Annotated in this window: 12 protein-coding genes; 7 read left to right on the top strand and 5 right to left on the bottom strand. The window is 42.2% G+C overall.

Annotated elements, in window-relative coordinates; all coding sequences use genetic code 11:
• Positions 1-94: 94 nt before the first annotated feature.
• Positions 95-376 carry a hypothetical protein gene (locus ACFFRD_RS13250; protein WP_392476171.1) on the bottom strand — a complete coding sequence of 94 codons (282 nt, stop codon included), beginning with the start codon at positions 374-376 and terminating at the stop codon, positions 95-97.
• A 42-nt stretch (positions 377-418) separates the two neighbouring features.
• Between ACFFRD_RS13250 and ltrA the strand changes: the two genes are divergently transcribed.
• The gene (gene ltrA, locus ACFFRD_RS13245) at positions 419-2,092 is read left to right on the top strand and encodes a group II intron reverse transcriptase/maturase (protein WP_392476170.1); all 1,674 of its coding nucleotides are present in this window, start codon (positions 419-421) and stop codon (positions 2,090-2,092) included.
• 54 nt (positions 2,093-2,146) lie between these two features.
• Here ltrA and ACFFRD_RS13240 read toward each other — a convergent pair whose 3' ends face one another.
• A complete protein-coding gene (locus ACFFRD_RS13240) occupies positions 2,147-3,535 on the bottom strand; it encodes an NB-ARC domain-containing protein,Caspase domain-containing protein (protein WP_392481897.1) in 1,389 nt (462 codons plus the stop codon).
• Between the two features lie 7 nt (positions 3,536-3,542).
• Here ACFFRD_RS13240 and ACFFRD_RS13235 point away from each other — a divergent pair, with 7 nt between their 5' ends.
• Positions 3,543-3,695: a hypothetical protein gene (locus ACFFRD_RS13235; RefSeq protein WP_392481896.1), complete on the top strand. Its 153-nt coding sequence runs from the start codon at positions 3,543-3,545 to the stop codon at positions 3,693-3,695.
• Between the two features lie 57 nt (positions 3,696-3,752).
• On the opposite strand, the gene ACFFRD_RS13230 is transcribed toward ACFFRD_RS13235, so the two are convergent.
• The gene (locus ACFFRD_RS13230) at positions 3,753-4,928 is read right to left on the bottom strand and encodes a hypothetical protein (protein WP_392481895.1); all 1,176 of its coding nucleotides are present in this window, start codon (positions 4,926-4,928) and stop codon (positions 3,753-3,755) included.
• A gap of 103 nt (positions 4,929-5,031) precedes the next feature.
• Positions 5,032-5,460 carry a hypothetical protein gene (locus ACFFRD_RS13225; RefSeq protein ID WP_392481894.1) on the bottom strand — a complete coding sequence of 143 codons (429 nt, stop codon included), beginning with the start codon at positions 5,458-5,460 and terminating at the stop codon, positions 5,032-5,034.
• Positions 5,461-5,824: 364 nt separating this feature from the next.
• On the opposite strand from ACFFRD_RS13225, the gene psbQ reads away from it, so the two are divergent.
• The 4 genes from psbQ to hemJ all read left to right on the top strand — a co-directional run bounded on the left by psbQ (position 5,825) and on the right by hemJ (position 9,352).
• Complete coding sequence (gene psbQ, locus ACFFRD_RS13220) at positions 5,825-6,280, top strand: photosystem II protein PsbQ (protein ID WP_392481893.1); 456 nt, start codon at positions 5,825-5,827, stop codon at positions 6,278-6,280.
• 134 nt (positions 6,281-6,414) lie between these two features.
• The gene (locus ACFFRD_RS13215) at positions 6,415-7,512 is read left to right on the top strand and encodes an NAD(P)/FAD-dependent oxidoreductase (RefSeq protein ID WP_392481892.1); all 1,098 of its coding nucleotides are present in this window, start codon (positions 6,415-6,417) and stop codon (positions 7,510-7,512) included.
• A gap of 145 nt (positions 7,513-7,657) precedes the next feature.
• Positions 7,658-8,509: an alpha/beta fold hydrolase gene (locus tag ACFFRD_RS13210; RefSeq protein ID WP_392481891.1), complete on the top strand. Its 852-nt coding sequence runs from the start codon at positions 7,658-7,660 to the stop codon at positions 8,507-8,509.
• Positions 8,510-8,770: 261 nt separating this feature from the next.
• Entirely contained in the window at positions 8,771-9,352 is a 582-nt protein-coding gene (gene hemJ, locus ACFFRD_RS13205) for a protoporphyrinogen oxidase HemJ (RefSeq protein ID WP_114085322.1), read from the top strand.
• A gap of 34 nt (positions 9,353-9,386) precedes the next feature.
• On the opposite strand, the gene ACFFRD_RS13200 is transcribed toward hemJ, so the two are convergent.
• Positions 9,387-10,295, bottom strand: a complete 909-nt coding sequence (locus tag ACFFRD_RS13200; RefSeq protein WP_392481890.1) for a peptidoglycan-binding protein — start codon at positions 10,293-10,295, stop codon at positions 9,387-9,389.
• A gap of 231 nt (positions 10,296-10,526) precedes the next feature.
• On the opposite strand from ACFFRD_RS13200, the gene ACFFRD_RS13195 reads away from it, so the two are divergent.
• Positions 10,527-13,736, top strand: coding sequence for a COR domain-containing protein (locus tag ACFFRD_RS13195; RefSeq protein ID WP_392481889.1), 3,210 nt, complete (start codon positions 10,527-10,529; stop codon positions 13,734-13,736).
• Positions 13,737-13,916: the final 180 nt, after the last annotated feature.

The following is a 13,916-nucleotide window of genomic DNA, read 5'->3' as shown; positions in this document are numbered from 1 at the left end:
AATGAATCCTTGTTGAGGCATCGTAAGAATTGATCATCGAAAAGGCTGACACGGTGATACGAGTGAATGTACTGAATACCTCAGAAATACTCAGTCAAGGTTCAACTCCCCAATTTAGTTGAACTGGGACACCAAACACTCCGGTGTAGAGAGGACACCCTACCCAATTAAATCTCATCCGTGCGTAACGTAGTAACCCCAATGAAGTCTGGGATTTACCCAGTAAGCAATCCGTAAGGAAAGCCGAATTCTTCAGTGGGTCAAGGATGCTTCCAAAAGCGAATGCCACCAGCCGAAAGGCAAGGGAAATCCATAACCCGGTGGATAGGGCAGATATCCAACCTGAAAAGGTGCTGACGGGAAGCAGGTGAGTCAACCAATATCCGTTGTAATGATTTCAAACCGAGGTGTAAGTTAGATGCAGGCAACTGTAAACCGAACCAAGGGACAGACTGATTGGAATTGTGTCAACTGGCGCAAAGCCAATCGGATTGTTCGGAATTTGAGACAGCGAATCTTTAGGGCAAAAACTGAGGGCAAACTGAAAAAGGTACGCTCTCTCCAGAAACTGATGCTACGCAGCTATTCTAATCGCCTAGTTAGCGTTAGAAAAGTGACGCAGTATAACAGAGGTCGAAACACACCAGGAATAGATAAAATAGTAATTAAAACTGCCACAGCCAGGGGTCAGTTAGTAGATAAATTAACTGAGTACTCTCCCTGGAAATCATCACCAGCACGACGAATTTACATCCCAAAAGCTAATGGGAAGAAACGACCTTTAGGAATCCCAGTAATACAAGATCGTACCATCCAGGCAATGGTTAAAAATGCCTTAGAACCCGAATGGGAAGCAATTTTTGAAAGGTCTAGTTACGGCTTTCGACCAGGACGTAGCCCCCATGATGCTATTGCCAGTATCTATAACCTAGCCCGACCGAATAAACGGAAGAAATGGGTGGTAGATGCAGACATTCAAGGATGTTTTGACAACATATCACATAATTTTCTGTTAGAGCTTTTAACAGGCTTTCCAGCCCGTGAATTAATTAAACAGTGGCTACTAGCAGGATATATGGAAGCAGGTTCATGGCATCCAACAGATGCTGGTACACCGCAAGGGTCTGTTGTCAGTCCGTTGTTAGCAAATATAGCTTTGCACGGTATGGAATCCGCCTTGGGAGTTAAATATAATAAAGACGGAGAACTCCGTGCATCTAGAGCTTTGGTGAGATTCGCCGATGATTTTGTGGTGTTCTGTGAAACACTTGAAGATGCAAAAACTGTTCTTCAAATCCTGAATAACTGGATGCAAGCTAGAGGGCTTACCCTCTCTCAGGAGAAAACCAAAATATCGCATCTCACAGAAGGGTTTGACTTTTTGGGTTTCAATATCAGGCACTACAAAGACCAAACTACTAAAACTGGATGGAAGCTGTTAATCAAACCTAGTAAAAAGTCTGTGCTAAATATTCGGAGTAAACTGCGTTCTGAATGGCTTAACTGTAAAGGTAAGTCAGCAGATGCAGTCATTAAAAAGCTCAATCCGATTATTCGGGGACAAGCGAATTACTTCCGAGTTGGGGTAGCCTCAAAAATTTTCAATTCTCTTGACCATTGGTTATATGAGAAACAGAAAATGTATGCCAAACGCACTCATCGAAATAAGTCTGATAGCTGGCGTAAGGCTAAATACTGGGGAAATCTAAATCTTGATAGACCATTTGACCGATGGGTATTTGGTAATAAACAAACCGGAGCCTATATGGTGAAATTTGCCTGGTTTAAGATTGAAAGGCACATTCTTATTAAAGGTAAATCATCACCCGATGACCCCAAATTAAGGGACTACTGGATTAAACGGCAAGAAGCTAAAACTAAATCCGAATTAATCAAAAGTAGGCAGAAGATAGCCCAAAAGCAACAATATGTCTGTCCTGTATGCGGGGAATCTCTATTAAATGATGAGGAGTTACATCTTCATCATAAAAAGCCAAAATCTCAGGGTGGTGGTGACAATTACGGCAACCTACAACTCGTACATCTGTACTGCCATCAGCAAATACATTCTGGAACAATTTGTAGTTTATGACTTGCTTGAGCCGGATGCGTTGCAAGGCGCAAGTCCGGTTCTGAGGGGGCGGGATTATAGCGATATAGTCCTGCTACCCGACCAAAGTCCCTTAGCAAATTCTAATTCCTTCTCAACCCTATCTTTTCCTAGCAGGGTTGTTAATAATTCTAAGGCTGCATCTGCTGACAATTTACCTAACGGCAGTGATGGATATGCTAACCCTGTGTTTTGACGAGTGGTAATTAACACCTTAAACCGAGAACCTTGAGGTGGTAGATAAGGTTGAATTTGCTTCCAGTCTTTAACATCATCAAATATTAATAAAACTTTGCCAGCTTGCCAATTCTTCCAGCAATAATTAACTTGACCTGCTAGGCTTAAACCATCCGGCGGATTAAAGTTAGGTAAATTCACAACTCCAAACTCTACTAACTGGGTTCCCAAATCAATACCTTGGGGATTTAACCAACAACACCCGCCAGAATAATCTTCTAAATATTGCCATGAGTATTGAATAGCTAACTCTGTTTTACCCACGCCACCTTGCCCAGTCACATCGCTAATAGCCACAACATCATTTGCTTGTAATAGCTGATGCAATTGTTCTATTTGCTCATCCCTGCCAACAAACTTACGAGCTTGACTCTGTGGAATATCATGCGGGATATCAAACGGGTTGAAATGAAGTTTTTCGATATCTCCATCCGAACTGCGGGAATAAAAATAAGTCGGCAGTTGTTTGTTATCTAAACCCTTAAATCGCTGCTTAACTGCCTCAGTAACTTCCCTCATATTCGGGGGAAAAGTCCCATTAGCTGCGGCAAAAGCCTCCCGCACCGCTTGAGAAAAGTATCCTGTTTTATTTTCAGAATTTACCTGAGCTTTTTCTCCTTCTCGCGTAGCCAGTAACACAAATTGTTGACTATCTTGCTTTGGCTGTCCACTCAAAAAAGCTTTGCCACCTAAATTAGTTGGTCTTCCCTTCGACTCTAAAACATAATTGGCACAGGCATCAATAATACAAATATGATTACGAATCTGAAAATTATCGGAACCCAACAAAACTAATAAAGAATTCAAATCTAAATTCTGCCAATTCTGTTTATTTGCATCAGCACAAAGCAACCGACGCTCTCGTTCTGAGGTAATCAAACCATGTCCTGCCCAAAAAATGTAGAGTAAATCCCCCGACTTTGGGGATAAAAAGTTAGTCACAATGTCGGAGATATTTTGCTCTGTTGCTAACTCTACAGTTAACCCACATTCCCCAATTAACTGCTGATTGTCTTCCAGTGCTGATAAACATAACCGGATATTCTCTTTCGGTACACCGTGCTGATGCAGCCAATGAGCAAATTTCAGCGCATCATCGGCTGACCCTCCACCTGGCACGTTCCAAGCAGATTCGTGGTACTTTTCAATACCCACAATTAAGCCAAATGTCCGCTCAGGTTTAGCCATCAACTGCATGATGTTGCACCAAGCCCCAGCGAATGGAATTCGCGGCTACACAAACAAAGTCCGCCTTTCCTTCGGAACGCTACGCGAACGCGGACTAATGGAAAATCAAGGCTTTCAAACCCGCGTAGGCGGGTTTCGTCTGTGTAGACGCGGTTTCTAACCGCCGATTTCTGCCTTTTAGCAGAGGGGTTTTCTAGATTCCGTAAAAAGTAAACCATTAGGGCAACCTCGAAATAATCGCCTCCCAGGTTTTAGCATTTGTCCAGTAAGCACCGTGGGAACGGGGAAATGGTTGTCTGCTATCCACTACCACATCCTGCACGCGATCGGGGAAAATTTTATTACCCACGTAACTGAGAAAATCCCGTAAATCGTAGATATTCAACCATTGCGGGAAATGCTCTGGCAATAACTGCCCATATTCTAAGCTGTAGAGGGCGTTAATCTCATATAAAAATGGTGCTTGGGAACCAACTGTTACCAATAATTCCACCTGAGACAACTGCTGCTGCACTAGCAAATCTACACAAGCGATACCTCCCAAGCTATGGGCGATTAAAACCACTGGCGGTTCTGCTTGGGCAATTTGTTGCTGGATAAACGCCCTGATTTTTTCACCCCGCGTCTGATACAACAAAATATCACCAGGCATAGGCGAAATTTTATCAGTTAACTCAAGGCGGTTTCCTCTGACATAATTTGTTCCGCCGTACTGCGCTAGTTCAATAAATGGCTTTAATAACCAGCCAACTAATCCTAACTCCGCCTCTCCCAAAGCCAGAGTCAGCAATTCCACAACATCATCCCGCAATTGGGCATCGGTGAGTATGGGGGGAAATTTTTCTTGCTGTTCGCTAATAAACATTGCTTGAGCCACAACTGCTCTAGCTATTGGTGCATAATATTCACTCAAATCAGATTCAGAAACTGTGAGCAATGCCTGATGATACGGTTCACTGTGGATAACCGCCTCTCGTGCTGGCTCAAATACCTCTGCAATTCCCGCCTCTTGCAACTTAGCTTGCAGTTCCAATGCCGGAGTGAGACTCGCTACACGAGATTGTAAAACATCCCCTGGTTCTTCCCCAAAGGGATTTCCTGCCTCAATCGGTTTCAAAGACAACAGCCGCAATTCATACAGAGGATCGCGGTATAATTGCCCCCACAGTACAATCTCTGCGTCTTCTTCTCCTGGAGATAAAGCCAGTGTCGCATTCTCCAAGGGTACTGATGCCCGATTATCATTGAACGTTGCACCTAATGCACCCCAAAGGCAGGGAGAAACTTTGATATCAGGACGTTGGGCATGAATTTTTTGCTCAATTATCTGAAAGGTTTCGTTGTATTCTCGTTCCCTAATGCCTGTGCCATGTACAAATATTACGGTGGTCAAGTCGCTTCGCTCCAATTAAAAATTAAAAATTATTAATTAAAAATTGCAAGATGCTCTCTACAAGATGCTGCGCGAATATGGGAGAGGTTTCCTCCTACCCCCTTCATTCACTTGGCTTATTAAAAACTTCTAAAATCTGTCGGCAAATCTGTTTGAGCTTATCCTCGATTTCATCAGAAGGCGAAGATGTGCCGACAACATTCCAGTTTTCTACTGTAGAAAGTCGCCACGCTTCACCGCGATGATCGAATCCAGCTACCTCCACGCCGATCGCACGCCGGGAATTATTGATGGGATCTTGATAAAATCGGATTTGAATCAAAATACTGCGACTTCGCCAAGATTTGCTGATACCAGGAAAGTGAAAGCCAATATCTATAGAATCTGGATCGACTAACTCCCTAGTTTCCGGGTCATTTTTCCAGGGTTTGAGATCAGATTTGGCATCAGGAAACTCAAATTTGAACAAGTTAACCACCGTAGCAATGTTGCTGGCGAGTTCAAGGTTCGTTGCCTGTTCAGCTGCATTCACTAAAAAACACTCCTATAATTGCGTCGGCATCTTCGGGGATGTGAAGATAGAAAAACCGCCAGAAGGCTTATATTATTGGTGTTTCAGCTTATCAAGACCTTTGAGATTTAGCAACTCTAAATCAGACTTCCCTAACAATCGTTGTTACTAACAAATGTGAAAAATAGCTTCTCGTTGGGACTGTCTAACACCTCTTAAGTAATTGTACTTAAAAAGTCCTCAAAAGCAGATGAAACTCTGCCCTTTATAAAAAATATTCGGATTGTCTGCAAAATCCTTGGCAGACAAGAACGATAAATTGCACTAGCGACGATCTAAAATGACACTGTGAATCGGTAAACAAAAAGCAATTAAGTTCATTGTCATGGCGCGTCAACGCTCGATTTTTTCATTTGTTTTAGTATTATTGGCCACATTCCTCATGAGTTGTGGCGGCCCTAGTGCTTCAGTAACACCTCCAACTTACACAGCGACTCAACTTGAAAGAATTCAGGCTTATGTTCCTGAAATTCAGGCTGTGCGCGATCGCTCAGATGAGTTGAAAACCTTAATCCAAAAAGGTGATTGGATCAATGTGCGTAACTTTATACATGGGCCCATAACAGAAGCAAGGCTGCACCTGACTTATGTCACTTCCAACCTTCTGCCCAAAGACCAACCCACAGCCCGTCAGATAACGCGAGATTTGTTTAACGACCTAGTTAAACTTGATAAAGCTACTAGTGCTGGCAATCCTCTAGTTGCCTTGAATCAATCCCAAGCTGCTTTCACAGACATTGACAAATTCCTCGACCTGCTTCCTAAAAAAGAAGAAGGTTAAAAGTTAGAGACGCGATTAATCGTGTCTGTACAAGAGTTAGGAGTTAGAGACGCAAAAAATTTGTGTCTGTACAGGAGTTAGGAATTTTAAATTTTTAACTCCTAACTCCTAACTTCTCACTTCAAGCACAAGTCATGAATGTAGTTATTATCGGTTGTGGTGTAGTTGGGGCTGCGATCGCTTACGAACTGAGTCTAGTAAAAGGGCTGAAAATTACAGTTTGCGATCGCCAACCACCAGCACAAGCTTCCACGGGCGCTGCACTTGGCGTTTTGATGGGCGCAATCAGCCAAAAAATCAAGGGTAAAGCTTGGCAGATGCGACAAACCAGCATCCAACGCTATGAAACTTTGATTCCAGAACTAGAGGCTTTAACAGGTCGCACAATCCCTTTTAATCGTCAGGGAATTCTCAGTCTTGGTTTAGAAGAGGAGAATTTAGCAGCATGGGAAAAACTTGTAGAAATTCGCCACTCTCAAGGCTGGCATTTAGAAATATGGGATACGGCTAAACTCCAAAATATCTGTCCTCAAGTCGATTGCGAAAAAATTACTGGCGCTGTCTATTCTCCCCAAGATCGTCAACTCGATCCAACTGCTCTCACATTAGCTTTAGTTGAGGCCGCCCAGCAAAACGGTGTAACTTTCAAATTTGGCGTGACTGTTTTGGATGCCCCAACCTCAACATCTGAATTTTGCCATCAACTTGAGACTACAGAAGGAAAAATAACTGCTGATTGGTTTGTAATTGCAGCAGGGCTAGGTTCAACACCACTGACGGCAAAACTAAATCAGACAATTGATATCCGCCCCGTACTTGGGCAAGCGTTGCAAATGCGTGTAGGGCATCCATTAGGCAATCCCGACTTCCAGCCAGCGATAACGGGTAATGATGTGCATATTGTTCCTGTAGGCTGTGGAGATTATTGGATAGGCGCAACAGTAGAATTTCCCAGCAATGGCGATGATATACCGCCAAATCAAGAATTGTTGGAATCTGTTAGAAAACAAGCGATCGCATTTTGCCCAGAATTAGCCACAGCAAAAATTATCCGCACTTGGTCAGGGTTACGTCCCCGTCCTGAAGGTCGTCCAGCCCCAGTTATTGGTAAGTTGCCAGGGTTTAGTAACATCCTCCTAGCTACCGGACACTATCGCAACGGCGTTTTACTAGCGCCCGCTACAGCTTATGCGATTCGTGAGATGATTATTTCTCAGGGAATGGGGGGATGAGGGAGCAGCGGAAGCAGGGGAGCAGGGGGAGCAGGGGAGCAGGGGAAGCAGAAGAGAATAATAATTCCTGACCAATGACAAATGACAAATGACAAATGACCAATGACAAATGACAAATGACAAATGACCAATATAGGAAAATAACGTGTCAATAACAGAACATAAAATCAATGTAGATTCACTGGAATGGTTTTATCGAGAATCTTTACCAATCGGCAGAACAGACTTAGCGCCTGTGTTGTTGTTACACGGCTTAGTTTCACAAAGTTATAGTTGGCGTAATATTATACCGGCTCTAGCGAATCAAGGTACAAGAGCGATCGCACCAGATTGGATTGGTTACGGCTTTTCTGCAAAACCAGAAAAACGAGATTTTGCTTATACTCCCGATGCTTTTATTACAGCTTTAGAAGGATTTGTCAAAGCCCTAGAACTTGAACATTTTTCTTTAGTTGTCCAAGGCTTTTTAGGTTCTGTAGGATTGCAATATGCTTTGCGTCATCCAGAACAAATTGCCAACTTAGCTATTTTAAATACACCAATATCAACTGCCGCCAAATTACCCTGGAAAATTAAACAAATGGGTTTACCTTTGGTAGGTGAAGTAATGACTCAAGACCCCTTATTAGTTGACCGAACCTTAGAAGGTGGTAGCCGTTATCGCATAGGAGATAAGGAATTAGATATTTATCGAAAACCATTTTTGAAAAGTTCTTCATCTGGGCGGAGTCTGTTATCAAGTATTCGCAATTTACAGCTTGATTCAGCAATGACAGAAATAGAATCTGGTTTTAAAGAATGGCAACAGCCAATTCTGATTCAATGGGGGATGCTTGACCCTTGGTTATCTGTAGACGTTGCCCAAAAATTTACAGATTTAGCACCAAATACTGAATTAATAAAACTTAATAATGTTGGACATTATCCTCAAGAACATTACCACGAGGTGATTTTGGAAGACCTTTTACCCTTTGTGCGTCGTAAAGATGCTCATTGACAATATACCTTTGGCAAAAATCGATATTATAAAAATGAATGTCAAAATTCAGAATTCAGGAGTCAGAATTCAGGAGTCAGAATCAATTTAGTAGAGGGTGCAAAATTATCACTTTAGTCCACTAAATGGAAGATTAAGTGGCAGTATTCAAATGTTATTTCTTGTGAAAACTCATCCTTTAATGGGTGGAATATTCTGAATTCAGAATTCTGGCTCCTGACTACTTTTTATTACCATTACAAGTAAAGGAGATGATGATTCATGGCTTATTCTTGGTTTAAAGCATTTCATATTGTCGGATTTGTAGTTTGGTTCGCTGGTTTGTTCTACTTAGTACGCCTTTTTATCTATCACGTTGAAGCGAATCTTGAACCTGAGCCAGCGCAAACGATATTGAAAAATCAATATCAAATTATGGAAAAGCGTCTCTACTATATCATCACGAATCCAGGAATGTACGTGACGATCGCAATGGCCATCGGTTTAGTAACCACTGAACCAGACGTTTTAAAAGAGGGCTGGTTACATATAAAACTGCTGTTTGTTGCTATTTTAATTGGTTATCATCATTACTGCGCTCGGCTGATGAAGAAGTTAGCAGTAGGTGAATGTGGCTGGAGTGGTCAGCAATTACGGGCTTTAAATGAAGCACCTACAGTTATGTTAGTAGCGATCGTTCTGCTGGCTGTATTTAAGAATAATCTCCCTACAGATATCGCTGCTTGGGCTATTTTTGCCATGATTATTTTGATGGCAGTCACTATTCAACTTTACGCCAAAAAACGCAGACAAGATAAAGAGAAGCTGACAGCACAGATAGGGCAACCACAAGAACAAAGTTAGAAAAATTGGGGTAGCATATCTGTGCTATCCTACCTTATCCTGGAAACGTTTTCAGTAAATCATCACCAGGAATCACGGTAGTGTAAAAAGTATATTTGCGATTAGCGACATAACGGCGGTCTTGTTTAACAATCGCCATAAACTCTTTATGTCCCTCACGAGTACGTCCCACTAAACAACCTGCACTAGCAAGGCGAATATCATTCCGGGGAAAATCAAAGCCGTAGTGTTGATTAACGTAAAAATTATCACCTGTATCAAGTTTGTCGCCAGTCCGTTTAAAATCTTTGTTGAAATCTCTACAAACAGTTATATCTCCAACTTGCACTAATGCTTCGTGAGGTTCGGCTGTGCCGTGAGTACCAACAGCCCAAGCTTTGTATTGTCCAAACTGAATCCTAGCTGCTCCTTTGGAATTCATCGGATTGTAAGTGTAGTACCTCCCTGGTTCTGTTGTAGCTTCCCAGTGGTCTACGATTTTGGGAACACCATTTACTACTTCAATTACAATTCGGCGATCGTTAAATTCATTGGGTGTATCACTGTTGAGAGTCCAGTCTGCATCTATGCCCTCTACATAAACAATGTTGTATTCTTTGGGATTGGTAAATACCTGATAACCTTTGGCTGTCATATATTTCACAATCTTACTAGCGATGTCATTGCCTAGTTTTAAGGGGAGTTTAGGAAGATCGTCTATTTTGGTTTCAATCAGTTTTTTGGCTGTGACTGCTCCTAAAAAGCCACTCTCGTCAGTCTTTATTAATTCTTGAAATTTTTTGAGAGCTATCACAGAAACAGGGCCAAATTTACCATCGGCTGGAGGTTCTAGCAAACCTAAGCCGATTAAGAGTATCTGAATCTGACGAGCCAAGTCTGCATCCTCAGCGATCGCATCAAATGACCATTTCTCATCTTTTCCCAAGAAATCTTGTAGTTTCATTATGCACCTGCTTTCATTTACTGAGTTCTAAGTATAAACATCATTTTAAAAATTGATGTCGTCTAAAACTATACTCTAACGTAAAATATGATGTCATCTGGAGTCTGGGATGTCTACCGCACATTGCCTCTATGCAATCCTTGATACAAGCTACATAATTAATTAGCTCAATTTCCTGCTGCGCGTCTAAGCAGCAACTCGTCGTCAGGCATCACCTCTGTAAAACCCGAAATGACTAACAAAGAACTGCTGCAAATTATTGAACAAGCTGCCAGAGATAAGGTGACAAGATTAGACCTTTCTCGCAAAGGCTTAACAACTCTGCCACCAGAAATTGTTCAACTCACCAACCTGCAAAGACTCGACCTCGGCACTAATCAACTGAGCAGTCTACCACCGGAAATTGTTCAACTCACCAACCTGCAAAGGCTCTACCTCGACAACAATCAACTGAGCAGTCTGCCACCGGAAATTGTCCAACTCACCAACCTGCAATCCCTCGACCTCTTCAAAAATCAACTGAGCAGCCTGCCACCAGAAATTGTCCAACTCACCAAACTGCAATCCCTCGATCTCCACAACAATAAACTGAGCAGTCTGCCACCGGAAATTGTCCAACTTACCAACCTGCAATCCCTCGATCTCCACAACAATAAACTGAGCAGTCTGCCACCAGAAATTGTCCAACTTACTACCTTAAAATCGCTCAATCTTAGTGACAATAAACTGAGTAGTCTGCCACCAGAAATTGTCCAACTTACCAACCTGCAATCCCTCGACCTCGACAACAATCAACTGAGCAGTCTGCCACCGGAAATTGGTCAACTTACCAACCTGCAATCCCTCGACCTCCGCAACAATCAACTGAGCAGTCTGCCGCAGGAATTGGGACAACTCACGAACCTACAATCGCTCAACCTCTTCAACAATCAACTGAGCAATCTGCCACCAGAAATTGTCCAACTCAATAACCTGCCATCGCTCGACCTCCGCAACAATCAACTCAGAAGTCTGCCACCGGAAATTCTCCAACTCACCAACCTCCGATCGCTCTACCTCAGCAATAATCAACTGAGCAGTCTGCCACCGGAAATTCTCCAACTCACCAACCTCCGATCGCTCTACCTCGAAAACAATCAACTGAGCAGTCTGCCATCGGAAATCAGACAACTACCAAACCTGAAAAATTTGGATATTCGTAGAAATCCAGTCCCCATTCCACCAGAGATTTTGGGGCCGAAGGATTTAAACCAAGAGCCGGGTGATGTGAATGAAATTCTCGATTTCTATTTTCGGGTGCAAGATCCAAACGAAACAGAACCCTTCTATGAAGCAAAATTCTTAATTATTGGCGAAGGAGGAGCTGGTAAAACCTCTTTAGCTAAGAAAATTGCAGATGAAAACTATAAACTCCAGCCAGATGAGGAATCAACCGAAGGCATTGACGTGATCCAGTGGCACTTTACACTGCCCAATGGCAAAAATTTTCGCGTCAACATCTGGGATTTTGGTGGTCAGGAAATCTACCACCAAACTCATCAATTTTTCCTCAGCAAGCGTTCTCTCTATGCTTTAGTTGCTGACACTCGCAAAGAAAACACTGATTTTTACTGGTGGCTGAAGGTTGTCGAACTTTTGAGCGACAAAAGCCCAGTTTTTATTATCAAAAACGAAAAACAAGACCGTGATTGCCAAGTCAATGAGCGCCAGATGCGAGGAGAATTTAGCAACCTAGAAAAAATACTGGCAACCAATTTAGATACTAATCGCGGTTTAGCAGAGATTAAAGACGCAATTCAGCTTTACATCAGCAATCTTGAACATGTTGGTACACCTCTACCAAAACTCTGGGTAAGGGTCAGAGCAGCCCTAGAGAACGATTCCCGAAATTACATCAGCTTTGAAGAATACCGTACCCTTTGCCGAGACAATAATTTAACTGACCGTAAAGATATGCTGCGCTTAAGCAACTATCTCCATGACCTCGGCGTTTGCCTACATTTTCAAGACAATTCAGCACTTAAACACTACGTCATCCTCAAACCGGAATGGGGAACATCTGCCGTTTACAATGTTTTGGACAATGACAATGTTAAGAAAAAGTTGGGTTGTTTTACCAAAGACGACCTCGAAGACATTTGGAAAAGCGGCGAATATGCAGATATGCGAGATGAATTACTTCAATTAATGATGCAGTTCAAGCTTTGCTACGAAATTCCCAGTAATCGTGACACCTATGTTGCACCTCAATTGCTCTCCATTGAAAAAGCTGATTATACCTGGGACGATCGCAATAACCTCATCTTGCGCTACACCTATACATTCATGCCAAAAGGTATGCTCACCCGTTTTATTGTCGAGACGCACCCTTGGATTGAACAGCAAAAACTCGTTTGGAAAAGCGGTGTTGTTCTCAACAAAGACCAAACTCGTGCAGAAGTCAGTGAAAATTACGATCAACGGGAAATTAAAATCCGTGTAGCCGGAAACCGCAAAAAAGAACTAATGGCAGTTGTTACCTATGAACTCGAAAAAATCCACAACTCTTACGAACGTTTGGAATATCAAACCCTAGTTCCTTGTAACTGTGAGACTTGCAAAAATCTGCCTATACCTTATTCTTATTCTCTGGAAAAACTCAATAAACGTTTAAACGCTAGTCATTATCAAATTGAATGCGAAAACAGCTATGAAATGGTAGATGTCCGCAAGTTAATTGATGATGTCATATTTCAACCCGCGACAGCAGATAGGGAAATCAACACCCAAGTTGCACAGTTGCAAAGCGAACTGGAGCGAAAGCGAGATGAATCATTGACACATCGGTTACGATATGGCGAACAAGAAGAAAAACCCATCATGAATAGTCAATCTGCAATGAAATTCGAGAAGGAAATTTTCATCTCTTATGCTTGGGGTGGAGAAAGTAAGGAATTTGCTGATCAACTAGAGGACAATTTAAAGGCTAAAGGAATCAAAATCATCCGCGATCAAACTGATTTGGGCTATAAAGGACTAATTAAAGCCTTCATGGAACGGATTGGACGCGGTAATTGTGTGATCGCAGTTATTAGCGACAAGTATTTAAAATCTCCCAATTGTATGTTTGAGCTAGTGCAAATTGCTAAAAATGGAGATTTTTATAATCGGATTTTCCCGATTGTGCTAGCGGATGCCCAAATTTATAAACCTGTTGCCAGACTTAAATATATTAAGCATTGGGAAGACGAAATTAAAGAGTTAGATGAAGCTATGAAAGGGGTTTCCGCAGCTAACTTGCAGGGATTTCGAGAAGATATTGACCAATACACCGAGATTCGCAACACGATCGCAGAACTGACTAACCTGCTAAAAGATATGAACACGCTTACCCCTGATATTCACAGCAAATCAGACTTTGAGTCATTGCTGAATGCGATCGCACAGCGTTTAGATGAGTAAAAATAACCTATTGGTTGTGTTTAGAGATTGAGCAATGTCTCCAACTGGCTAGACTTATGCCCTTTTGACTCGATAATTTGTGTTCTGAGATACAACCTTTAAGTTCAGAAGCAGAATGATGAGGGTTAAAGGTGCAACTTTGAGGATAAAAGGTGCAACTTCGAGGATTAAAGGCGCAAC

Origin of the sequence: Nostoc sp. C110 (assembly GCF_043099725.1) — a bacterium.
Classification (GTDB): domain Bacteria; phylum Cyanobacteriota; class Cyanobacteriia; order Cyanobacteriales; family Nostocaceae; genus Nostoc; species Nostoc muscorum_A.
The sequence above is the reverse complement of the archived record's forward strand: the minus strand, read 5'-3'. Positions and strand labels throughout refer to the sequence as shown.